Genomic DNA, 21,157 nt, shown 5'->3' with positions numbered 1-21,157 from the left:
AGGCCTTGATCAGCATCGCATTAGTCCCGCTTGATGAACCTCACATGTCATATTTGTGTAAGTCCTGTCACAATTCTTCGCCCCTATATCGGGGGTTTTAACCGCCGTAGCGGCACAGGAAATCTTCCGCGTCTAGGTTGCGGAAATCCTGGAGCGCCTGGCGCAGCCGGTCATGCTCCCAGTCCCACCAGGAAAGCCTGTCCATCCGTTCGCCGACCTCTCTTGGAAAGCGCTCGCGGATGAGCTTGGCCGGCACGCCGCCGACGATCGTATAGGGTGCGACGTCCTTCGACACGACGGCGCCGGCTCCGATCACCGCGCCGTTGCCGACGTTGACGCCGGGCAGAATGGTCGCGCCGTGGCCGATCCAGACATCGTTGCCGATGGTCACCCGGTTTGCGCGACGCCAGGCGAAGAAGTCCGTCTCCATGTCGCCGTCCGGCCAGTAGTCGGCGGCGCGATAGGTGAAATGATGCAGTGTCGCGCGCCAGGTCGGATGGTTGGTGGCATTGATGCGCACGGCGGCGGCGATATTGACGAACTTGCCGATCGTCGCACACCAGACGGAGCCATCCTGCATGATGTAGGAATAGTCGCCGAACGTGGCCTCGCTGATGCGGCAGCGTTCCGAGACCTCGGTATAGCGCCCGAAGGTGGAATCGCTGACGGATGCCGTCTCATGAAAATAGGGCTCGATATCAAGCTTGCGGCTCATGCAGCGATCTTTCCGGGTGAGAACTGCTGGACGTCGAGAATGCGGTCGGCGACGGCTTCGCGCACTTCCTCGTCGTGGAAGATGCCGAGAAGGGCCACACCCGCCGTTTTCTTTTCCGCGATCATGCCGACGACGACGGCACGGTTCCTGGCATCGAGCGAGGCTGTGGGTTCGTCGAGAAGCAGGATCGTATGCTCGGTGATGAAGCCGCGCGCGATGTTGACGCGTTGCTGCTCGCCGCCGGAGAAGGTGGCGGGCGGAAGCTGCCAGAGCGTTTCCGGCAGATTGAGCCTGGCCAGCAGGGCGCCCGCCTTTTCCCGCGCCGTGGCGGCGTCCTCGCCGCGTGCCACCAGCGGTTCGGCAACCACGTCGATCGCCGCGACGCGCGGCACGGTGCGCAGGAACTGGCTGACATAGCCGAGCGTATTGCGGCGGACGTTGAGCACGGTGCGCGGATCGGTGGAGGCGAGATCGACGATGCGTCCGTCGTGGCGGATGAGGATCTGGCCGGTGTCGACGGCATAATTGCCGTAGATCATCTTGAGCAGCGAGCTCTTGCCGATGCCCGATGGGCCGCCGAGCACGACACATTCGCCCGATGCGACCGAGAAGGCGACATCGGAGACGACGGGCAGCTTGATGCCGTCGCGCAGATGCATGGTGAAGCTCTTCGAGACTTCGGAAACGACGAGGGGCGTTGCCATAATTTCTTCTTCCTTGGTTTCGGGCCTCAGACCTGCAGGATCGAGGAGACGAGCAGCTGCGTGTAGGGTTCGCGCGGGTCGTCGAGCACGCGGTCGGTCAGCCCGTGTTCGATGACGTAGCCGTCCTTCATCACCATCATCCGGTGCGAGAGCAGGCGTGCGACGGCGAGATCGTGGGTGACGATGATGGCCGAGAGGCCGAGGTCGTTGACGAGGCCGCGCACGAGATCGAGCAGGCGCGCCTGCACCGAGACGTCGAGTCCGCCTGTGGGTTCATCCATGAAGACGAGCCGTGGGCCGGTGACGAGGTTGCGGGCGATCTGCAATCGCTGCCGCATGCCGCCGGAAAAGGCCCGCGGCTGGTCGTCGATGCGGTCGGCGTCGATCTCGACGCGTTCGAGCCAGTCGATTGCCGAGGCGCGGATCTTGCCGTAATGCCGGTCGCCGATCGCCATCAGCCGTTCACCGACATTGGCGCCGGCAGAAACGGTCATGCGAAGGCCGTCGGCCGGGTTCTGGTGCACGAAGCCCCAGTCGGTGCGCATCAGGAAGCGCCGCTCGGCCTCGTTCATACGATAGAGGTCGCGGTAGCTGCCGTCGCGCATGTGATATTCGACGCTGCCGGTGCTCGGCATCAGCCGGGTGGAGAGGCAGTTGAGCAGCGTCGTCTTGCCGGAGCCGGATTCACCGACGATGGCGAGCACTTCGCCGGGCCAGAGCTCGAAGGAGACGTCGCGGCAGCCGATGCGGTTGCCGTAGAATTTCGAAACGTCGTGGACTTTGAGAAGCGGAGTATCGCTCATTCTGCAGCCTCCCGGGCCAGCATCTCGCCGGCATGTCCGTGCGCGCGGCGGTCTTCGCAATGATCGGTGTCGGAGCAGACGAACATCCGCCCGCCCTTGTCGTCGAGAACCACCTCGTCGAGATAGACATCTTCCGCACCGCAAAGGGCGCAGGGCCTGTCGAAGCGCTGGATATCGAAGGGGTAATCCTCGAAATCCAGGCTGACGACGTCGGTATAAGGCGGAACCGCATAGATGCGTTTCTCGCGTCCGGCGCCGAAGAGCTGCAGCGCGTCCGACATATGCATCTTCGGATTGTCGAATTTCGGCGTCGGCGACGGGTCCATGACATAGCGGCCGTGGACCTTCACCGGATAGGCGTAGGTCCTGGAGATGCGGCCGTTATGGGCGATGTCCTCGTAGAGCTTCACATGCATGAGGCCGTATTCTTCGAGCGCATGCATCTTGCGCGTTTCGGTCTCGCGCGGCTCGAGGAAGCGCAGCGGCTCGGGGATCGGCACCTGGTAGACGAGCACCTGCCCGACCCCAAGTTTTTCCTCGGGAATGCGGTGGCGCGTCTGGATGATCGTTGCATCCTTTGTATGCGTCGTCACCGCGACATTGGCGACCTTCTGGAAGAAGGCGCGGATGGAAACGGCGTTGGTCGTGTCGTCGGCGCCCTGGTCGATGACCTTCAGCACGTCATCAGGTCCGATGATCGAGGCCGTCACCTGCACGCCGCCGGTGCCCCAGCCATAGGGCATCGGCATTTCGCGCGAGGCGAAGGGCACCTGGTAACCCGGAATGGCGATTGCCTTCAGGATGGCGCGGCGGATCATCCGCTTGGTCTGTTCGTCGAGATAGGCGAAGTTGTAGCTGGCCAGATCGGTCATTCGGCGGCTTCCTTCATGGCTTCGCCACCGTTGCGGGCGGCTTCGAATTCGCGGCGCATGCGGCGGACGAGATCGAGTTCGGCCTGGAAGTCCACATAATGCGGAAGCTTCAGATGCTCGACGAAGCCCGTCGCCTGGACGTTGTCGGAGTGCGAGATGACGAATTCCTCGTCCTGTGCCGGTGCGGTGATATCCTCGCCGAGCTCTTCGGCGCGAAGCGCACGGTCGACCAGCGACATCGCCATCGCCTTGCGCTCGCTCTGGCCGAAGACTAGGCCGTAGCCGCGGGTAAATTGCGGCGGCGCCTTGGCCGACCCCTTGAACTGGTTGACCATCTGGCATTCGGTGATCTGGATCGTGCCGAGCGAGACGGCGAAACCGAGTTCCGGCACGTCGAATTCCACCTCGACGTCGCCGATGCGGATTTCACCGGTGAAGGGGTGGTTGCGGCCATAGCCGCGCTGGGTCGAATAACCGAGCGCCAGCAGGAAGCCCTCGTCGCCGCGGGCAAGCGCCTGCAGGCGGAGATCCCGGGTCATCGGGAATTCCATCGGTTCGCGGGTCAGGTCGCCGATCTCGTGATCTTCCGGCATGTCGCCGTCGGCCTCGATCAGGCCTTCCTCGCCGAGGATCTCGGAGACGCGCATGACACGGCCGGTCTCGGCCGCGCGCTGAGCGGGCGTCTCCACCGCCTCGTCCGAAAGCAGCGAGGGATCGAGCAGCCGATGGGTATAGTCGAAGGTGGCCCCAAGAAGCTGGCCGCCCGGCAGATCCTTGTAGGTCGCCGAGATGCGGCGTTCGATCGTCATATCAGCCGTGTCGAGCGGCCTGGAATAGCCGAAACGTGGCAGCGTCGTGCGGTAAGCGCGCAGCAGAAAGATCGCCTCGATCAGGTCACCGCGCGATTGGCGAATGGCGAGGGCTGCGAGTGTGCGGTCGAAAAGCGAAGCCTCGGCCATGACGCGGTCGATGGCGAGCGCCAGCTGCGCCACGATCTGTTCGATGCCGATCGCCGGCAGCGAACGGTCGCCGCGGCGGCGGTCGGCGAGCAGGCGGTGGGCATTGGCGATGGCGGTCTCGCCACCCTTGACGGCAACATACATGAGCTCAGATCTCCGTTGCTGTGATCTTGGTGGTGCGCGGCAGGCAGAGGAAACGCTTGCCCGCGGTCAGCACGATGTCGACGCCGCGCGGAAAGAGCGCGCGGTTCTCGGTCCAGAGCCGCAGGAAGGTCTCCGGCAGGCCGATCGGCGCGATCTCCGTCATGCTCTGGATGCCGGGACCCATCAGCGCCAGCCTGCGGCCACCCTCGAGATTGGCGAGTTCGATGATGAGGGTCGTCGAGCGGTCGGGATATTCCTGCGTGCCTGATGCAAAGAGGCCGAAGGAGGAAAGCGCGGTGCCGGCCTCGGTGAAGGCAAAGCGCGCCTCGGCTTTTTCGGTGGTCAACGGTGCGCCGGTATGGAAGCCGAGCCACTCCGGCACGGCGGATCTCGCCAGTCCCTGGGAAAGCCAGACTGATGTGTCGTGGTCGCAAAGCGTCAGCGCGATCGTGCCGGCGGCGATGCCGAGCGGTGCCGGCGGAGCGACATCCGGCTGAGCGGTCTGGATCGTGCCGGGGCGGGCCATGCCGTCCATCAGCATCTTGAAGACGCTTTGGGCATGGAAGACCGGCTCGGCAAAGCCGCCGGTCAAAGCTTCTGTCTTCAGGCCCATCAGTTGTCTCCCCGCACCATGGTGAAGAAATCGACGCGGGTTGCCGCCGTCTCGTCCGCCTTGCGGCGTTCGGCATCGGCGATCCGCTCTGTGATCGGTAAAAGCAGGGCCTGTTCGACGAAGTCCTTCGTCGCCTCCTCCTGCCAGAGCGCGTCGAAGATCGCGGCAAGCCTGGCCTTCTCGCGGTCGGTGCCGAGCGCCTGGGCATGGCCGACCGAGCCGGAGCCAAGCCGGACGGTCGCTCGCGTCACAGTCACTTCTCCCAGGTTGAAAGGAGCGCCGCCGCCGCCGATGCGTCCGCGCACCATCACCAGCCCGGTTTCCGGTCCGCGCACCGGATGGGCCACAGGCTTTTCCGGCAGCGCATCGAAGACCGCCTGGAGTTCGCTGCGCTCCGCGCGCGCCAGCAGATCGGCGGCGCGTTTGCGCCCGGATGCCGTCTGTGACGCAGCGTCTGTCCTGTCCGCTGATATCATCGCCGCTTCCCTTAAAATGTCTATTGATATAGACAACCATACAAGATATACTTAGCTCTAAATCGATGTCGTGACAAGCGTGTGACATCTAGAGTTAAATGGACGAGCAGGGGCGGAATGGCGGGATTGAAGCAGGTGCAAAGGCAAACCGGCGTGGCGCTCTGGCGCCAGATCGCCGATCGGATTCGGGAGGCGATCAGCACGGGAGCCTATGACGAAACGGGAATGGTGCCGCCGGAAACCATGCTGGCGCTGCAATTCGGCGTCAACCGGCATACGGTGCGCAGCGCGCTGGCGGCATTGGCGCAGGAGGGTATCGTCCGTGCAGTACAAGGTCGCGGCACGCTGATTGAGCGCAAGGAGCGGCTGAATTTCCCGATCACGCGGCGCACGCGCTTCACCGCCGGCATTGGCGATCAGGCGCGTGAAATGCGGGGCCTTCTGCTCGATGAGGCGAAGGAAGAAGCGAGTGCCGAGATTGCCCGCTGGCTGGGCCTGAAGCCGGGAGAAGAGGTGATCCGCCTGGAAACATTGCGTCAGGCGGACAAGCGGCCGGTTTCAAGGGCGACGAGCTGGTTTCCCGCCAAGCGCTTTGCCGGTATCGGTGAGGCCTACCGGACGGGAGAATCGATTACCAAGGCTTTCGCTGAACTCGGCCTGCCGGATTATGTCCGGGCGACGACCGAAGTGACGGCCGCCCATGCGAGTGCGGCCGACATGGCCGACCTCGAACTCACCCCCGGCGCGATCCTGCTGATCGCCAAGGCGATGAATACCGATCTTGAGGGTGTGCCGGTGCAATATTCGATCAGCCGCTTCGCGGCCGACCGGGTACAGTTCACCATCGAGAATTGAGCGCCTTTCCCCGCCTAGAGCAATTCCAGCAAAAGTGCGTAGCGGTTTTGCGTCCGGAATTGCGTGAAAACAAAGAGATAGAGCATCTCCGTGATTCGTAGAAAAACGGAAATGGTCTAAGAAGCGGGGAAAGATCAGCCAAGATTAATGCGCGCCCGACATGTCGCCGAGCACTTCCTTGGAAGCGACGGTGGAATCCGCCTTCAGCTTGTAGACCATCGGCACGCCGGTCGCGAGGTTGAGGGCGAGCACGCCTTCGCGGGTGAGCTTGTCGAGCACCATCACCAGCGAGCGCAGCGAATTGCCGTGCGCGGCAACCAGCACCTTCTCGCCTCTGAGCACGCGCGGCAGAATTTCGGTGAGGTAGTAGGGCCAGACGCGGGCGCCGGTGTCGCGCAGGCTTTCACCGCCGGGCGGCGGCACGTCATAGGAGCGGCGCCAGATATGCACCTGTTCCTCGCCCCATTTGGCGCGCGCATCATCCTTGTTGAGGCCGGAGAGATCGCCGTAATCGCGCTCGTTCAGCGCCTGGTCGCGGATCGTCAGGAGATCGGGCTGGCCGACCTTGTCGAGGATGAGCTTCAGCGTGTGCTGCGCGCGCACCAGCACGGAGGTGTAGGCGACGTCGAATTTGATGCCGTATTCGGCGAGCGCCGCCCCGCCGGCATTGGCTTCCTGGATGCCGAGCTCGGTCAGATCGGGATCCTTCCAGCCGGTGAAGAGATTCTTCAGGTTCCAGTCACTCTGGCCGTGGCGAACGAGGACGAGGGTACCGCTCATGAATATGCCTCCGTAGTATCGTTATGAGGAAGAAAGCCCGAGCACGTCGAGCATGGAATAGAGACCCGGCTTCTTGTCGCGCGCCCAGAGCGCCGCCTTGATGGCGCCGCGCGCAAAGATCGAGCGGTCGGCCGCACTGTGCGACAGGGTGACGATTTCACCTTCGCCGGCGAAAAGCACGGAATGCTCGCCGATGACCGAGCCGCCGCGCAGCGTCGCAAAGCCGATCGTGCCCGCTTCGCGGGCGCCGGTATGGCCGTCGCGCACCCGGACCGATTTCGCGGCAAGATCGATGCCGCGCCCCTTTGCCGCAGCCTCGCCGAAAAGAAGGGCGGTGCCGGACGGCGCATCTACCTTGTGCTTGTGGTGCATTTCCAGGATCTCGATGTCCCAATCATCAGGATCGAGCGCACGTGCTGCCTGCTCTGCGAGCACGCTGAGCAGATTGACCCCGAGGCTCATATTGCCCGACTTGACGATGCGGGCATGGCGGGCGGCGGCGGCGGTCCTCGCATTGTCGTCGTCCGAACAGCCCGTCGTGCCGATGACATGGACGATGCGGGCCTGCGCGGCGAGGCCTGCGAATTCCACTGTTGCAGCAGGCGAGGTAAAGTCGAGCACGCCTTCGGCGTCGAGAAAAGCGTTGAGCGGATCGTCGCCGATGATGACCCCTGTCGGGCCGAGACCGGCGATCTCGCCGGCATCCTTGCCGACGAAGGGCGAGCCGGCACGCTCGACCGCGGCATGCAGCGTGACACCTTCGATGGAATGGATGAGCCGGATCAGCGTTTGACCCATGCGTCCGGCTGCGCCAACCACCACCAGTTTCATCGCAGCATCGCTCATATCAGTCTCACCAGGTCAGTTTGAATCGGAGGCCGAAGGCCTCTGCAGGTTGTTGAGGCGAGCGTAAAGACCGTCGCTGACCTTCGCAAGCGTCTCGTGATTGCCTTCCTCGACGACACGGCCCTGCTGCATGACGACGATCTTGTCGGCGCGCACCACGGTCGACAGCCGATGGGCGATGACGACGACGGTGCGTCCGCTCATCGCTTCGTCGAGCGCCTTCTGCACGGCGGCTTCGGATTCGGTGTCGAGGGCCGAGGTCGCCTCGTCGAGAAGCAGGATCGGCGCATTGCGCACCAGGGCGCGCGCGATCGATAGCCGCTGGCGCTGGCCGCCGGAAAGCGTCACGCCGTTTTCGCCGACCGGCGTCTCGTAACCTTGCGGCTGTGCTGAGATGAAATCATGCGCATAGGCAAGCCGCGCCGCCTCTTCCACCTCGGCATCGGTCGCTTCCGGCCGGCCATAGCGGATATTGTCGCGGATCGTGCCCTCGAACAGATAGGGCTGCTGCGAGACATAGGCGAGCTGCTGGCGCAGCGACTTCTTGGTGATGTGGGCGATATCCTGCCCGTCGATCAGAATTTCGCCCTCGCGCGGATCGTAGAAGCGCGGAATGAGGCTGATGACGGTGGATTTGCCGGCGCCGGAGGGCCCGACAAGTGCTGTGGTCGCACCGCCCTCGGCGGTGAAACTGACGCCGCTGAGCACGCTCTCATTGCCGTAAGCGAAGGACACATTGCGGAATTCGATTCTTGCCTGCGTCACCGTCAGCGGCCGGGCATCCGGCAGGTCGCGCTGGCGCGGTTCCATGTCGAGCAATTCATAGATCATCCGCGCATTGACGACGGCGCGCTCCATCTGCACCTGCAGGCGGGCAAGCCGGCGGGCCGGGTCATAGGCAAGCAGCAGCGCCGTGACGAAGGAGAAGAAGGCGCCGGGTGGCACATTGAAGTAGATCGAGCGGTAGGCGGCATAGGCAAGCACGCTGGCGACGGCAAAGCCCGCGAAACTTTCCGTCAGAGGAGAGGTGCGCTCGGAAAGCCGGGCAATCCGGTTCGCCCGGCTTTCGGCGCCTTTGATGAGCTTGTTGACCTTGCGCTCCAGCTCTTCTTCCATCGTGAAGGCTTTCACGATGGCGATGCCCTGGATCGTCTCCTGCATGGCGCCGAGAACGTGGCTGTTCAGATGCACGGCCTCGCGGGTCGCCGAGCGCAGCCGCTTGGAAACATAACGCAGTGCATAAAGCAGCGGCGGCGCCATGATGAACACCGCAAGGCTGAGCAGCGGATCCTGGAGGATCATCACGGCGAGCAGCGAAACGAAGGTCAGCAGGTCGCGCACTGTCGAGGTGATCGTCAGGTTGAGCACGTCGCGAATGCCGCTGACGTTTTGGCTCACCTGCGCAGCGATATGGGCAGAGCGCGCCTCGCTGAAGAAGCCGACTGAAAGCGTCATCAGATGCGCATAGAGCCGGCGCTGGTAGCGGGCGACGATATCGTTGCCGACCTTGGAAAGCGCCACCGCCTGACCGTAGCTCGCAAAGCCGCGCAGCACGAAGGCGATGAAGATCGAAAGACAGATGATCCAGACGACGTCGGCGCGGCGATTGGCGAAGGCCTCGTCGATGATCGCCCGCATGATCCAGGCGGTGAACGCCGTCGAAACCGCCACCACGATGAGGCAGGCGATCGCAAAGACATAGCCCCACAGATGATCGCGGCCGTTTTCAGCGATGATGCGCTTCAGGATGCCGGTTACGGTATCGCTGCTGACGCCCTGCGTTCTGCTTTCCGCCGCTTCCAAATAGGGTTTCCTGTCTCGGACCAAGCGCCCCGCGATGACGACGCGCACTTTTGCCGGGGTCTATAAAGAGTTGGGACTGGTTTGGCTAGAGCGCCGCGCGTCCGCCAGGACGCGCCAAGAACGCTGTATTTCTTTGCGCGCCAGGCTTAACGCCGCCAGCGGCGGCCTTCTGTCGAGACGCCGAAATTCGCCGGCATGCGCGCATAGGAGGAAAGCCCGGCAAGCGCTGCCAGCGGATGTGTCACCACATAGGTCGGGATGGTGCGAAGCAGCGCCGTATGCGGCGCCTTGTCCTCGAAGGCAATCCGGAATTCCGGCTTCTTCAGCGCCGGGATGATCTTCTGCGAGATGCCGCCGGAGAGATAGACGCCGCCGCGCGCCATGAACACCATCGCCATGTCGCCCGCCACGCGGCCGAGATAGGTGGCAAACAGCGAGATGGTCTCTATGGCTGCCTTGTCGCTGCCGGCAAGCGCGTGCGAAGTGATGTCGGCGGGATCCTTCATCGTCGGCTGGATGCCGTCGACAATGCAGATGGCATGGTAGAGATTGACGAGGCCGCGCCCGCAGAGGATCTGCTCGGCCGAAACGCGGCCTTCGATCGTCTCGATATGCGGGAAGATTTCATAGTCGCGCTTGCTGCGCGGCCCGAGATCGACATGGCCGCCTTCGCCGGGAACCGGGATCCAGCTGTGCTGGGCATGCACGAGCCCGCCGACGCCGAGGCCGGTGCCCGGTCCGAGCACGACGCGGGAGGCGATCATGTCGCCGGTGGCGTCGCCGATGCGTTCGCGGTTTTCATCCGAAAGCGCGGCGATTGCCAGCGCCTGCGCCTCGAAATCGTTGACGACGAGCACATCCTCCATGCCGAGGCCCTCGATCATCGTCTTTGGCCGCACCACCCAGTCGCAATTGGTCAGCGGGATCTCGTCGTCGTTGATCGGGCCGGCGACGGCGAGGATCGCCGAGCGCGGCCGCACGGCGGTCTTGTCGAGAACGCCGTGCTGGATCGCTTCGTCGATCGTGGCGAAATCCGCCGTGCGCACGTTCGGGAACTGTTTCGGCTCGGCATAGGCATCGGTGAGGATGGAGAAGCGGGCATTTGTGCCGCCGATATCGCCGATCAGGATCGGGAAAGGCAGCGGAGCGGTGCTGTTGTTCGGTTTTGGCATGGCCGGTTCCGTGCTGATCAGGCTTTAAGTGTCGGAAGAAGTTTTATAGCGGTCGCGTGATTGAGCGCCATCGGAATATCGTAAACGATCGCCAGCCGCATCAATGCCTTCACGTCGACATCGTGCGGCATCGGCGTCAAAGGGTCGACGAAGAAAATCAGGGCGCCGACCTCGCCGGTCGAAATCAGCGCGCCGATCTGCTGGTCGCCGCCGAGCGGTCCGCTTTTCAACCTGGTGACGTGGAGGTCGGGGGCGGCGTCGAGCACGCGCCCGCCAGTGGTGCCGGTGGCGACGATCTTCCAACGGGAGAGAATGTCCCTGTTGGCGCGGGCGAAATCCGCCATGTCGTCCTTCTTCTGGTCATGCGCAATCAATGCAAGGCATTTGCCGCCGGCCATCAACCCCTCCGCCCGAACAATTCAATCGATTTGACCGCTTCTATACCAAGAGTTTGCGATTTGAAAGGCAGCGCACCCCGGGTCTCCGTCCGCGGGTTTGGTCTCAGGGCGGGATCCCAGAACCTGGATCATTGTATCGCCGGCTTGTCGTTCGGAACCGGGCCGACATCGGGTAAAGCGCCATCGGCGTCGGTGGCGGGCGCTGCGGCCGGAGCGGCGGCCAGCACGCTTGCGGCGGAAGCTCCGCCATAGGTGGCGGCCTGCATCGAGGCCACGGAAGCAGCATCGAGCACGGCGGCGCAAGCTTTCGGCAGGTCGGAGACCATCATCTCGCGCGGCGGCTTCGGCGGCTTGGCGCCGGGCTTCGGCGGTTTCGGCGGTGCCCAGGGCGCCGGCGTGAACCACCAGGCGAGCGACTTGTCGCAGCCGTCGCCGGCAGCGACGGGGGCCTGCGGTGTACATCCCGCAGCACCGGGCGGGCACTTGATGCGCATGTGGAAATGCGAGTCGTGGCCGTATTCCGGCCGGAGCTTGCCGAGATTGGTGCGGTCGCCCGTCCAGGTGTCGCACATCTTCTTCTTGATCGCCGGATTGACGAAAATCCGCTCCACTTGGGGATAGCTCGCGGCCAGCATCAACAGCCGCGCGTGCGATTCCGTCCAGACCTTGGGATCGATCGTCAGAAACTTGTTCTTCTCCAGCATCGAGGTGAAGGGAAGATCCTCGCGCTCCTCGGCCGTCATCCGGCGCGCGGGCATCGGCGTGAACCAGATGTCCGCATCGAGGCCGATCTGGTGGGAGGCATGACCGCTGGGCATCGGTCCGCCGCGCGGCTGGGCGATGTCGCCGACGAGAATGCCCGGCCAGCCGGCATGTCTGGCGGCGTCCTGTGAAAATCGTTCCAATAGCGCGATCGTGGCCGGATTGCCCCAGCGGCGATTGCGCGACAGCCGCATCGCCTCCCAGGTCGGCCCGTCGGTCGGCAGCGCCACCGCACCCGTCATGCAGCCCTTCGCGTAAAAGCCGATCGGCTGCGCCGGTCCCTGCGTCGGCAGGCTGACGGCGCCGAACTGCCCCTTGGCACTGCCCGGACTCGGCGTCTTCTGCTCCGCGCCGACGTCACCGGCGGCAAGGCTCGCGCCGATTGCGCCGGCAAGCGTCAGTTTGCCGAATGTCCTGAAAGCCTGAGTGAAGCCGAAAGCCATACTGTTCCCTTGAAGCGCTGCCGAAGTGATTTGCGATCGAACCTATCGTGAAAAGCGATTTTGGTGAATCGATGATTTGGCTGGCGGTGGGAGAAGAAGGCGGTGACGGATCGCCGCAGCGGCTCAGCTATTGGTGACGACCTCCGCGGTTTTCCGGATGCGCGCCAGCCGCGGCAGGATATACCGGCAGGAAAAATCATGCATTTCAGGCGCAAAGCTGGTCATCGCATCCTCGGCGGCGATGACGGCATAGTTATGCGCGAAGGCATCGCGTATGGTCGATTCGACGCCGAAATTGGTGGCGACGCCGGCAAGAATCACCGTCCTGATACCGCGGCGGCGCAGCTGCAGATCCATCTCGGTGCCGTAGAAGGCGCTCCAGTGATGCTTGACGATATGGACATCGGCGGTAAGGGCCGCAATCTCCGGCGGCACGGCAAGGGCAGCGGCCGGCAGGCCGCCTTCCGGAAAGTGCAGCGTCTCATCGGCCGGTTGGTTGACAGCATCGGCATAGTCCGGGGAGAATCCGACGGTGACGAGGATGATCGTTCCGCCGGCCGCCTTCAGGCTGGTGGCGATGGCGGCGGTATTTTCGACCACCTGCTGGCCGGAATGGGGCGCCAGCGCCCGGCCAAGGACGAGGCCTTGCAGATCGATGGAAATGAGCGCGGTGGTTTTGGGATCGTAAAGCGGCATGAAAGGGCTCCATAAAATATGAGGATATCCTCACAATGAGTAATATGAGGGATACCTCACAAAAATCAAGCCCCGAGCCGCAGACCCGTGTCCCGAAGCGCCAGCGCGGCCATGAGCGCGTAGCCGTCCTGCTCGAAGCCGCGGCAAAGGTCTTCCTCGAAAAGGGCTACGATGCCGCGACGATGACCGAGATCGCCGCCGCCGCCAACTCTTCTATCGGCTCGCTCTATCAGTTCTTCCCGACGAAGCTGCTTCTTGCCGAGGCGCTGCATATCGACCGGCTGCAGCATTTCAATGCGGCATTGGCCGCGCTCGAGGACGAATCCGCGGGAAGGACTGCAGCCGAGATCGGCGATGTGGTCTTCACGCGGCTCGGACGCTACATCGAGGATTTCCCGGAATTTCCTGTTCTGGCGGCCAGACGCGACATTCCCAAGGAACGCAAGGCACGCTCGCGCGCCGAAATGCGGGCAAGCATCGTCGCCTTGCTGAAAAAGGCCAACCCTTCGGTGGAGCCCGATGTCGATCTGCTTGCGGCCCTCATATTGGAGCTTCTGCGCATCGTCGTTGCCGCCGCCTATGATCCCGACAGCGCCGGCGACCCGCGCCTTGTAACAGAGTTGCGCCGCATGTTGCGAAGGCGGCTCGAAGAGGCGGCGCCTTGACACGGACCCGATGGGTCAAAATTTGGCGCGCCCGGCAAAAACCAAACTCTCTCCTGTTTTTCGCCCGTATTTTTCGTATTGTCGAACCCACCAATAATCAGGGGAAAGCGTGAATGGCGGTTCTGTGGTCGAAGATCGGTTTGTTTTTATCGCTTGCGGGTGCTCTCGTTCCCCTCTCGTCCAAGGCTGAGGACCAGGAATTCCGCATCGGAAGTTCGGTCATTAATGAACTGAAATACCAGCCAGGCTTCACCCATTTCGACTACGTCAATACCAACGCCCCAAAGGGCGGCGACCTGCGCCTTTCGACAACAGGCACCTTCGATACGTTCAATCCGCTGCTGGAAAAGGGCGAAGTGGCGACAGGCGTGGCGCTGGTCTACGACACTCTCATGAAACCTGCCGATGACGAGGTTCTCGCTTCTTATGGTCTGCTTGCCGAAGGGCTCTCCTTTCCCCCTGATGTCTCCAGCGCGACCTTCCGCCTGCGCAAGGAGGCGAAATGGGCGGACGGCCAGCCCGTGACGCCTGATGACGTGGTCTTCAGCTTCGACAAATCCAAGGAGCTCAATCCGCTCAACTTCAATTATTACAGCCATGTGGTGAAAGCCGAAAAGACCGGCGATCGCGACGTCACCTTCACTTTCGACGAGAAGAACAACCGCGAGCTTCCGAATATTCTCGGCCAATTGACGATTGTGCCGAAGCATTGGTGGGAGGCGCCGGGGCCGGATGGCAAGCCGCGAGACATTTCCAAGACGACGCTGGAGCCCGTCATGGGCTCGGGTCCCTACAAGATCGCCGATTTCTCTCCGGGCGCGCGCACTCGTTTCGAATTGCGCGATGATTATTGGGGCAAGGATCTCAATGTGAATGTCGGCCAGTACAATTTCCGCAACATCATCTACACCTATTTCGGCGATCGGGATGTCGAATTCGAGGCCTTCCGTGCCGCCAATGTGGACTATCGCCAGGAAAACCAGGCAAGCCGGTGGGCGACAGCTTACGACTTTCCTGCGGTGAAGGATGGCCGTGTCAAGCGCGAGGAGCCGCCGAACGCGCTACGCGCAACGGGCATCATGCAGGCTTTTGTACCCAATATGCGGCGCGACCTCTTCAAAGACATCAAGGTGCGCGAGGCATTGAACTATGCATTCGACTTCGAGGACCTCAACCGCAACCTCGCCTTCAATGCCTTCGAGCGGATCGACAGCTATTTCTGGAACACCGAACTCGCCTCATCCGGCCTGCCGCAGGGACGGGAGCTGGAAATACTGCAAGGTCTGAAGGACAAGGTTCCGCCGGAGGTGTTCACAACGCCATACACCAATCCCGTTGCCGGTGATCCGCAGAAGATCCGCGACAATCTGCGCAAGGCCATCGCTCTTTTCAAAGAGGCGGGCTGGGAGCTCAAGGGCAATCGCATGGTCAACGCGAAGACCGGCCAGCCGATGAGCTTCGAAATCCTCTTGTCCAACCCGTCCTTCGAGCGCTCGGTCCTTCCCTATGCGAACAACCTCAAGAAGATCGGGATTGATGCCCGTCTGCGCACCGTCGATGCCTCGCAATATACGAACCGCGTCAGAAGCTTCGATTACGACATGATCTGGGGCATCTGGGGCGAGACGATGAATCCCGGCAACGAGCAGGCCGACTACTGGGGTTCCGAGGCGGCAAAGCAGCCTGGCTCGCGCAACTATGCCGGCATCGCTGATCCGGCCGTCGATGCCTTAATCCGCATGATCATTTTCGCGCCGAACCGGGACGAGCAGGTCGCGTCGATCAAGGCCATGGATCGCGTCTTGCTGGCCAATCACTATGTCGTGCCATTGTTTTACTCCAGGACATCTCGCCTTGCCTATTGGAACACGATCACCCGGCCGGCCGAGTTTCCCGCCTATGGTCTGGGTTTCCCGGAAGCTTGGTGGTCGACCTCGGCAAAATGAGCGGGCTTGCAATGCAGGGGCCCTCGGCTCCAAATGGCACGAGCAGATCACGACAAGCCGGCAGGGCCGGCAAGGGAAGGCTGGCGGATTGAGCGGCATGAGACTGGACGGCAGGCAGACAGGAAAAACATTCCCGGAGGCTGAAGGCTGATGGGCGCCTATGTCATTCGCCGCCTGCTTCTAATGATCCCGACCATCGTCGGCATCATGGCGATTTCCTTCATCGTCATCCAGTTCGCGCCCGGCGGTCCCGTCGAGCAGGTGATCGCCCAATTGACCGGTCAGGCTGACAGTGCCGACCAGCGCCTATCCGGCGGTGGCGATCTTCTCGGCGGCACCGGCAGCGATGAAGGCTCGAAATATCGCGGTGCCCAAGGGCTCGACCCGGAACTGATCGCCAAGCTCGAAAAACAGTTCGGCTTCGACAAGCCGCCGCTGACCCGTTTTGGCGAGATGATGTGGAATTACAGCCGCTTCGATTTCGGCGAGAGCTTCTTCCGCAACACCTCCGTGCTCGAACTCATCAAGGAGAAGTTGCCGGTGTCGATCTCGCTCGGCATCTGGATCCTGATCTTCTCCTATGCCATCTCCATCCCGCTCGGCATCCGCAAGGCAATCAAGGATGGATCGACCTTCGACGTCTGGACCTCGGGCGTCATCGTCGTCGGCTATGCCGTACCGAGCTTCCTGTTCGGCATTCTCCTGGTCGTGCTTTTCGCCGGCGGCTCGTTCTACGACTGGTTTCCGTTGCGCGGCCTGGTCTCCGACAATTTCGATCAGCTGGCCTGGTGGCAGAAGCCGCTCGACTATTTCTGGCACCTGACCTTGCCGCTGATCTCGCTTTCCCTGTCCGCTTTCGCGACGACGACGCTTTTGACCAAGAATTCCTTCATCGAGGAAATCAAGAAGCAATATGTCGTCACCGCCCGCGCCAAGGGCCTGAACCAGCGGCAGGTGCTCTATGGCCATGTTTTCCGCAATGCCATGCTGATCATCATTGCCGGTTTCCCCGGCGCCTTCATCTCCGCCTTCTTCACCGGATCGCTGCTGATCGAAAATATCTTCTCGCTCGATGGCCTCGGCCGTCTCGGCTACCTCTCTGTGGTCAACCGGGATTATCCGATCGTCTTCGCCACACTTTACATCTTCTCGCTGCTCGGTCTGTTCGTCAGCTTGATTTCCGACCTGATCTACACCTGGATCGATCCGCGCATCGATTTCGAGCGGAGGGATGTCTGATGGACGCCGCCGCAAACCCCGCTGTCACGACACCCGTCAAGCCGCCGCGCAAAGGCTTGCTCTCACCAACCAACATCCGCCGCTGGCAGAATTTCCGGGCGAACGGCCGCGGTTACTGGTCGCTGTGGCTGTTCATGCTGTTGTTTATCCTCAGCCTGTTTGCCGAATTCATCGCCAACGACCGGCCGATCATCGCCTCCTACAAAGGCGAGGTCCTGTTCCCAGTCCTCGTTGATTATCCCGAGGAAAAGTTCGGTGGCTTCCTGGCCGAAACCGACTATCGTTCCTCGGTGATAACAGACGAAATCAATGCCAACGGCTGGATGATCTGGCCGCCGATCCGCTATTCTTATCGCTCGGTCAATTCCAACATTCCGCATTCGGCGCCGACCGCTCCCTTCTGGTTGATGACGAAGGAGGAGCGTTGCGCCGGCTATCCGCAAGGGGTGAACGATCCGGATTGCACTCCCGGCAATCTCAACTGGCTCGGCACCGACGACCAGGCGCGCGACGTGTTGGCGCGCGTCATCTACGGTTTCCGCATATCGGTGCTTTTCGGCCTGGTGCTGACCATCTGCTCGGCTGTTATCGGCGTGACGGCGGGTGCGGTGCAGGGTTATTTCGGCGGCTGGACCGATCTGCTGCTGCAGCGCTTCATCGAGATCTGGTCGTCGATGCCGGTACTCTACATTCTGCTGATCATCGCCGCACTGCTGCCGCCCGGCTTCTTCGTGTTGCTCGGCATCATGCTGCTCTTCTCCTGGGTCGGCTTCGTCGGCATCGTGCGGGCCGAATTCCTGCGCGCCCGCAATTTCGAATATGTCCGCGCCGCCCGTGCGCTCGGCGTCAACAATCGCACCATCATGTGGCGCCACCTGCTGCCGAACGCGATGGTCGCGACGCTGACCTTCCTGCCTTTCATCCTCTCCGGTTCGATCACGACGCTGACCTCGCTCGATTTCCTCGGCTTCGGCATGCCGCCGGGCTCCCCCTCGCTCGGTGAGATGATCGCGCAGGGCAAGACCAATCTGCAGGCGCCATGGCTCGGCCTGACGGCCTTCTTCGCCATGTCGATCATGCTTTCCTTGCTGATCTTCATCGGCGAAGCCGTGCGCGATGCCTTCGATCCGAGGAAGACGTTTCAATGAGTGACATGACAGAACCGCTGCTTTCCGTCCGTGATCTCTCGGTTGCCTTTCATCAAGGCGGAGAAACCTCGCTCGCCGTCGATCATATCTCCTTCGATATCGCCAAAGGCGAGGTCGTGGCGCTCGTCGGCGAATCCGGCTCCGGCAAATCGGTCTCGGCCAACTCGATCCTTCGGCTTTTGCCCTATCCGTCGGCAAGCCATCCCTCCGGCGAAATCCTGTTCAAGGGTAAGGATCTCTTGAAGGCGTCGGAGCGGGAACTGCGCGACGTGCGCGGCAACGACATCACCATGATCTTCCAGGAGCCGATGACCTCGCTCAATCCGCTTCATACGATCGAGAAGCAGATCGCCGAGATCCTTGCCCTGCACCAGGGCATGACCGGCCAGTCGGCGCGCCAGCGCGTACTGGAATTGTTGAACCAGGTCGGCATCCGTGAGCCGGAGAAGCGGTTGAAGGCCTATCCGCACGAACTCTCCGGTGGCCAGCGCCAGCGCGTCATGATCGCCATGGCGCTCGCCAACCGGCCGGAATTGCTGATTGCCGACGAGCCGACCACCGCCCTCGACGTCACGGTGCAGGCGCAGATCCTCGAATTGCTCCGGCAGTTGAAGGCCGTCCACGGCATGTCGCTGCTGTTCATCACCCATGATCTCGGCATCGTGCGCAAATTCGCCGATCGCGTCTGCGTCATGACCAAGGGCAGGATTGTCGAAACCGGAGCCGTCGAGGACGTCTTTTCCAATCCGAAGCACGACTATACCCGGCACCTTCTGGCCTCCGAGCCGCGTGGCGAGCCGCCATTGGCCGATCCGTCGAAACCGATGGTGATGGAAGGTTCGGATATCCGTGTCTGGTTCCCGATCAAGGCCGGGCTGATGCGCCGTGTCGTCGATCACGTGAAGGCGGTCGACGGCATCGATCTTTCGCTACGCGCCGGCCAGACGCTCGGCGTCGTCGGCGAGTCCGGCTCCGGCAAGACCACGCTCGGCCTGGCGCTCACCCGGCTGATTTCCTCAGAAGGGCGGATCGCCTTTGTCGGCAACGATATAGCCGGCTATTCGTTCAGCGAAATGCGGCCGCTGCGCAATCAGCTGCAGGTCGTCTTCCAGGATCCGTATGGATCGCTCAGCCCCCGCATGTCGGTCGGCGATATCGTCGCCGAGGGGCTGAAGGTGCATGAGCGCTCCCTGACCGCTGAAGAACGCGACCAGCGCGTCTGCTGGGCGCTTGAGGAGGTGGGTCTTGATCCGCTGACCCGCTGGCGTTATCCGCACGAATTCTCCGGCGGCCAGCGCCAGCGCATTGCCATTGCCCGCGCCATGGTGCTGAAACCGCGCTTCGTCATGCTCGACGAGCCGACCTCCGCCCTCGATATGAGCGTCCAGGCCCAGGTGGTCGATTTGCTGCGCGATCTGCAGAAGAAACACGACCTCGCCTATCTCTTCATCAGCCACGACCTGAAAGTGGTGAAGGCGCTCGCCAACGACGTCATCGTCATGCGGTTCGGCAAGGTGGTGGAACAGGGTCCGTCAGCCGACATCTTCCGCGCGCCGAAGGACGATTACACCAAGGCCCTCATGGCCGCCGCTTTCAACATCGAGGCGGTGCCGACGCCCGCCGTGCAGCAATAAAGAAGCTCATGTCCGCCCGTCCTCCCGTTCTCGTCGATATCAAGTTTAATGCCGAAGGCGTCGCGCGCGTGCTGAAGACGGCCTTTGCCGACCGCGGCAGCATCAATCTCGCCGATCCGGCCAATCAGGCACGCGATCTCAGCGCGGTCGAATACGCGCTTCTGTGGAAGCCGGATGCCGATCTTTTCGCGCGGGCGCCGAAGCTGAAAGTGATCTTTTCGGGCGGCGCCGGCGTTGACCATATCATCGGCATGGCCGGCCTGCCCGAGATCCCGATTGTTCGCTTCGTCGACCGCAGCTTGACGACACGCATGAGCGAATGGGTGGTCATGCAGTGCTTGATGCATCTGCGCGGGCAATACGCCCATGACAGCCACCAGCGCCAGCGCCAATGGGCAAAATTGATCGCGCCGGAGGCGGCGGAAGTGACGGTCGGTGTCATGGGTCTCGGCATTCTCGGGCAGGACGCGGTCGCCAAGCTGAGGGTGATGGGTTTCAATGTCATCGGCTGGTCGCGCACCCGCAAGCAGATCGACGGTATCGAAACCTTCGACGCCAGCGCACTGGACAGCTTTCTCGCAAGGACCGACATCCTCGTCGGCCTGCTGCCGCTGACGCCTGAAACATCGGGATTTTATAACGCCGCTCTCTTTGCGAAGCTGCGTCGTAACGGCGCGCTCGGGCAGCCGGTTTTCATCAATGCCGGCCGCGGTAAGAGCCAGGTCGAGGCCGATATCGCCTCCGCCATCCGAAATGGTACCCTCGGCGGCGCTTCCCTCGATGTCTTCGAGGCGGAACCGCTTGCATCAGACAGCCCATTGTGGGACTTGCAGAACGTCTTCCTTACGCCGCACGATGCGGCGGTCTCCGAAGAAAACGCGCTGTTCCGGCATGTCGAGACGCAGATCGCCCGTTTCGAGCGCGGCGAGCCGCTGCAATTCGTGGTCGACCGCGCCGCCGGCTATTGAGCTTTCGGAACCTTCCAGACAGCCGCCCGTTTCCTTTGCGGAAATTCTTCGCAGCCGGATCGGCCGGTCAAGACAGCGGAAGGAGATGATGATGGCGCATCAGAGGGAAACACGCTGGGAAAAATCCGATCGCAAGCTTCACAAGGAACAGCTGATCCCGCCGGTGAAGGCAAGGCAGGGACGCACCGGTTATCGCATTCTGACAGTGCTGATCGTTGCGCTGGTGCTTGCCTTCGTGGTCTGGATACCGGTCGAGATTTGGGGCAGGCGCGAGGCGAAAGAGGTGGCACCGCACCAGCCAGGCCAGCAGCTTCAGTCGCAGCAGCCTGCTCCGGCCCCCGCGCCGGCACTGCAGAACGGTACTGCCGTTCCAACCGAAACGCCGAACAACACGCCGGCCGCTCCGAATGTCGCGCCCGCAACTCCGGCCCAATAATCTTCAGCAAAACCACCTTCACGCCCCGCCGCCACACTGCGGCGGGGCGTTTATTGTTTTGTCTGGACTTTAGCCGCCGA

The 21,157-nt window shown here is 62.4% G+C and carries 22 protein-coding genes; 8 read left to right on the top strand and 14 right to left on the bottom strand.

Annotated elements, in window-relative coordinates; all coding sequences use genetic code 11:
• Positions 1–97 precede the first annotated feature (97 nt).
• From ACS4RR_RS01740 to phnG, 7 genes are read right to left on the bottom strand one after another with little or no spacing between them, the layout of a single operon-like run.
• Positions 98–715 carry a DapH/DapD/GlmU-related protein gene (locus tag ACS4RR_RS01740; RefSeq protein ID WP_162115562.1) on the bottom strand — a complete coding sequence of 206 codons (618 nt, stop codon included), beginning with the start codon at positions 713–715 and terminating at the stop codon, positions 98–100.
• Complete coding sequence (gene phnL, locus ACS4RR_RS01735; RefSeq protein WP_170262462.1) at positions 712–1,419, bottom strand: phosphonate C-P lyase system protein PhnL; 708 nt, start codon at positions 1,417–1,419, stop codon at positions 712–714. The genes ACS4RR_RS01740 and phnL overlap by 4 nt, the downstream gene beginning before the upstream one ends.
• Positions 1,420–1,445: 26 nt before the next feature.
• Positions 1,446–2,222, bottom strand: coding sequence for a phosphonate C-P lyase system protein PhnK (gene phnK / locus ACS4RR_RS01730; protein ID WP_456189624.1), 777 nt, complete (start codon positions 2,220–2,222; stop codon positions 1,446–1,448).
• Positions 2,219–3,094, bottom strand: a complete 876-nt coding sequence (locus tag ACS4RR_RS01725) for an alpha-D-ribose 1-methylphosphonate 5-phosphate C-P-lyase PhnJ (RefSeq protein ID WP_064653503.1) — start codon at positions 3,092–3,094, stop codon at positions 2,219–2,221. Before ACS4RR_RS01725 ends, phnK begins: the two co-directional genes overlap by 4 nt.
• Positions 3,091–4,197 (bottom strand): carbon-phosphorus lyase complex subunit, encoded by a 1,107-nt coding sequence (locus ACS4RR_RS01720; RefSeq protein WP_456189623.1) that lies wholly within the window; start codon positions 4,195–4,197, stop codon positions 3,091–3,093. Before ACS4RR_RS01720 ends, ACS4RR_RS01725 begins: the two co-directional genes overlap by 4 nt.
• Positions 4,198–4,201: 4 nt before the next feature.
• On the bottom strand, positions 4,202–4,810 hold the full coding sequence (phnH, locus tag ACS4RR_RS01715; RefSeq protein ID WP_456189622.1) for a phosphonate C-P lyase system protein PhnH: 609 nt from the start codon (positions 4,808–4,810) through the stop codon (positions 4,202–4,204).
• On the bottom strand, positions 4,810–5,286 hold the full coding sequence (phnG, locus tag ACS4RR_RS01710; RefSeq protein WP_017966505.1) for a phosphonate C-P lyase system protein PhnG: 477 nt from the start codon (positions 5,284–5,286) through the stop codon (positions 4,810–4,812). Before phnG ends, phnH begins: the two co-directional genes overlap by 1 nt.
• A 117-nt stretch (positions 5,287–5,403) precedes the next feature.
• On the opposite strand from phnG, the gene phnF reads away from it, so the two are divergent.
• On the top strand, positions 5,404–6,141 hold the full coding sequence (phnF, locus tag ACS4RR_RS01705; RefSeq protein WP_017966506.1) for a phosphonate metabolism transcriptional regulator PhnF: 738 nt from the start codon (positions 5,404–5,406) through the stop codon (positions 6,139–6,141).
• 144 nt (positions 6,142–6,285) lie between these two features.
• On the opposite strand, the gene ACS4RR_RS01700 is transcribed toward phnF, so the two are convergent.
• The 7 genes from ACS4RR_RS01700 to ACS4RR_RS01670 all read right to left on the bottom strand — a co-directional run bounded on the left by ACS4RR_RS01700 (position 6,286) and on the right by ACS4RR_RS01670 (position 13,041).
• A complete protein-coding gene (locus ACS4RR_RS01700) occupies positions 6,286–6,921 on the bottom strand; it encodes a 2,3-bisphosphoglycerate-dependent phosphoglycerate mutase (protein ID WP_017966507.1) in 636 nt (211 codons plus the stop codon).
• Between the two features lie 21 nt (positions 6,922–6,942).
• Entirely contained in the window at positions 6,943–7,767 is an 825-nt protein-coding gene (gene dapB / locus ACS4RR_RS01695; protein ID WP_260297510.1) for a 4-hydroxy-tetrahydrodipicolinate reductase, read from the bottom strand.
• Between the two features lie 15 nt (positions 7,768–7,782).
• On the bottom strand, positions 7,783–9,570 hold the full coding sequence (locus ACS4RR_RS01690) for an ABC transporter ATP-binding protein (RefSeq protein ID WP_260297511.1): 1,788 nt from the start codon (positions 9,568–9,570) through the stop codon (positions 7,783–7,785).
• A 146-nt stretch (positions 9,571–9,716) separates the two neighbouring features.
• A complete protein-coding gene (locus ACS4RR_RS01685) occupies positions 9,717–10,742 on the bottom strand; it encodes a glucokinase (RefSeq protein WP_260297512.1) in 1,026 nt (341 codons plus the stop codon).
• A 17-nt stretch (positions 10,743–10,759) separates the two neighbouring features.
• Complete coding sequence (locus ACS4RR_RS01680) at positions 10,760–11,140, bottom strand: methylglyoxal synthase (protein WP_260297513.1); 381 nt, start codon at positions 11,138–11,140, stop codon at positions 10,760–10,762.
• Between the two features lie 128 nt (positions 11,141–11,268).
• A complete protein-coding gene (gene mepA, locus ACS4RR_RS01675) occupies positions 11,269–12,345 on the bottom strand; it encodes a penicillin-insensitive murein endopeptidase (protein ID WP_456189621.1) in 1,077 nt (358 codons plus the stop codon).
• 123 nt (positions 12,346–12,468) lie between these two features.
• Positions 12,469–13,041 (bottom strand): isochorismatase family protein, encoded by a 573-nt coding sequence (locus ACS4RR_RS01670; RefSeq protein WP_260297515.1) that lies wholly within the window; start codon positions 13,039–13,041, stop codon positions 12,469–12,471.
• A 35-nt stretch (positions 13,042–13,076) separates the two neighbouring features.
• Here ACS4RR_RS01670 and ACS4RR_RS01665 point away from each other — a divergent pair, with 35 nt between their 5' ends.
• The 7 genes from ACS4RR_RS01665 to ACS4RR_RS01635 all read left to right on the top strand — a co-directional run bounded on the left by ACS4RR_RS01665 (position 13,077) and on the right by ACS4RR_RS01635 (position 21,077).
• Positions 13,077–13,706, top strand: a complete 630-nt coding sequence (locus ACS4RR_RS01665) for a TetR/AcrR family transcriptional regulator (protein ID WP_456189620.1) — start codon at positions 13,077–13,079, stop codon at positions 13,704–13,706.
• Between the two features lie 113 nt (positions 13,707–13,819).
• Positions 13,820–15,652: an extracellular solute-binding protein gene (locus tag ACS4RR_RS01660; RefSeq protein ID WP_456189619.1), complete on the top strand. Its 1,833-nt coding sequence runs from the start codon at positions 13,820–13,822 to the stop codon at positions 15,650–15,652.
• 150 nt (positions 15,653–15,802) lie between these two features.
• A complete protein-coding gene (locus ACS4RR_RS01655; protein ID WP_260109798.1) occupies positions 15,803–16,891 on the top strand; it encodes a microcin C ABC transporter permease YejB in 1,089 nt (362 codons plus the stop codon).
• Complete coding sequence (locus ACS4RR_RS01650; RefSeq protein WP_260109799.1) at positions 16,891–18,039, top strand: ABC transporter permease; 1,149 nt, start codon at positions 16,891–16,893, stop codon at positions 18,037–18,039. The genes ACS4RR_RS01655 and ACS4RR_RS01650 overlap by 1 nt, the downstream gene beginning before the upstream one ends.
• Positions 18,036–19,673 carry an ABC transporter ATP-binding protein gene (locus ACS4RR_RS01645; RefSeq protein ID WP_260109800.1) on the top strand — a complete coding sequence of 546 codons (1,638 nt, stop codon included), beginning with the start codon at positions 18,036–18,038 and terminating at the stop codon, positions 19,671–19,673. The genes ACS4RR_RS01650 and ACS4RR_RS01645 overlap by 4 nt, the downstream gene beginning before the upstream one ends.
• A gap of 8 nt (positions 19,674–19,681) precedes the next feature.
• Entirely contained in the window at positions 19,682–20,641 is a 960-nt protein-coding gene (locus ACS4RR_RS01640) for a 2-hydroxyacid dehydrogenase (protein WP_456189618.1), read from the top strand.
• A gap of 88 nt (positions 20,642–20,729) precedes the next feature.
• The gene (locus ACS4RR_RS01635) at positions 20,730–21,077 is read left to right on the top strand and encodes a hypothetical protein (RefSeq protein ID WP_260109802.1); all 348 of its coding nucleotides are present in this window, start codon (positions 20,730–20,732) and stop codon (positions 21,075–21,077) included.
• Positions 21,078–21,157 lie beyond the last annotated feature (80 nt).

The organism is Rhizobium zaerense (assembly GCF_051810725.1).
Lineage (GTDB): Bacteria > Pseudomonadota > Alphaproteobacteria > Rhizobiales > Rhizobiaceae > Rhizobium > Rhizobium leguminosarum_I.
Note: the sequence above shows the minus strand (reverse complement) of the source record. Positions and strands in the feature narration are given on the sequence as shown.

Excerpts from the sequence above, each read along its gene's own strand:
- ACS4RR_RS01740 (WP_162115562.1), bottom strand. The coding sequence starts at position 715 with ATGAGCCGCAAGCTTGATATCGAGCCCTATTTTCATGAGACGGCATCC.
- phnL (WP_170262462.1), bottom strand. The coding sequence starts at position 1,419 with ATGGCAACGCCCCTCGTCGTTTCCGAAGTCTCGAAGAGCTTCACCATG.
- phnK (WP_456189624.1), bottom strand. The coding sequence starts at position 2,222 with ATGAGCGATACTCCGCTTCTCAAAGTCCACGACGTTTCGAAATTCTAC.
- ACS4RR_RS01725 (WP_064653503.1), bottom strand. The coding sequence starts at position 3,094 with ATGACCGATCTGGCCAGCTACAACTTCGCCTATCTCGACGAACAGACC.
- ACS4RR_RS01720 (WP_456189623.1), bottom strand. The coding sequence starts at position 4,197 with ATGTATGTTGCCGTCAAGGGTGGCGAGACCGCCATCGCCAATGCCCAC.
- phnH (WP_456189622.1), bottom strand. The coding sequence starts at position 4,810 with ATGGGCCTGAAGACAGAAGCTTTGACCGGCGGCTTTGCCGAGCCGGTC.
- phnG (WP_017966505.1), bottom strand. The coding sequence starts at position 5,286 with ATGATATCAGCGGACAGGACAGACGCTGCGTCACAGACGGCATCCGGG.
- phnF (WP_017966506.1), top strand. The coding sequence starts at position 5,404 with ATGGCGGGATTGAAGCAGGTGCAAAGGCAAACCGGCGTGGCGCTCTGG.
- ACS4RR_RS01700 (WP_017966507.1), bottom strand. The coding sequence starts at position 6,921 with ATGAGCGGTACCCTCGTCCTCGTTCGCCACGGCCAGAGTGACTGGAAC.
- dapB (WP_260297510.1), bottom strand. The coding sequence starts at position 7,767 with ATGAGCGATGCTGCGATGAAACTGGTGGTGGTTGGCGCAGCCGGACGC.
- ACS4RR_RS01685 (WP_260297512.1), bottom strand. The coding sequence starts at position 10,742 with ATGCCAAAACCGAACAACAGCACCGCTCCGCTGCCTTTCCCGATCCTG.
- ACS4RR_RS01680 (WP_260297513.1), bottom strand. The coding sequence starts at position 11,140 with ATGGCCGGCGGCAAATGCCTTGCATTGATTGCGCATGACCAGAAGAAG.
- mepA (WP_456189621.1), bottom strand. The coding sequence starts at position 12,345 with ATGGCTTTCGGCTTCACTCAGGCTTTCAGGACATTCGGCAAACTGACG.
- ACS4RR_RS01670 (WP_260297515.1), bottom strand. The coding sequence starts at position 13,041 with ATGCCGCTTTACGATCCCAAAACCACCGCGCTCATTTCCATCGATCTG.
- ACS4RR_RS01665 (WP_456189620.1), top strand. The coding sequence starts at position 13,077 with ATGAGTAATATGAGGGATACCTCACAAAAATCAAGCCCCGAGCCGCAG.
- ACS4RR_RS01660 (WP_456189619.1), top strand. The coding sequence starts at position 13,820 with ATGGCGGTTCTGTGGTCGAAGATCGGTTTGTTTTTATCGCTTGCGGGT.
- ACS4RR_RS01655 (WP_260109798.1), top strand. The coding sequence starts at position 15,803 with ATGGGCGCCTATGTCATTCGCCGCCTGCTTCTAATGATCCCGACCATC.
- ACS4RR_RS01650 (WP_260109799.1), top strand. The coding sequence starts at position 16,891 with ATGGACGCCGCCGCAAACCCCGCTGTCACGACACCCGTCAAGCCGCCG.
- ACS4RR_RS01645 (WP_260109800.1), top strand. The coding sequence starts at position 18,036 with ATGAGTGACATGACAGAACCGCTGCTTTCCGTCCGTGATCTCTCGGTT.
- ACS4RR_RS01640 (WP_456189618.1), top strand. The coding sequence starts at position 19,682 with ATGTCCGCCCGTCCTCCCGTTCTCGTCGATATCAAGTTTAATGCCGAA.
- ACS4RR_RS01635 (WP_260109802.1), top strand. The coding sequence starts at position 20,730 with ATGATGGCGCATCAGAGGGAAACACGCTGGGAAAAATCCGATCGCAAG.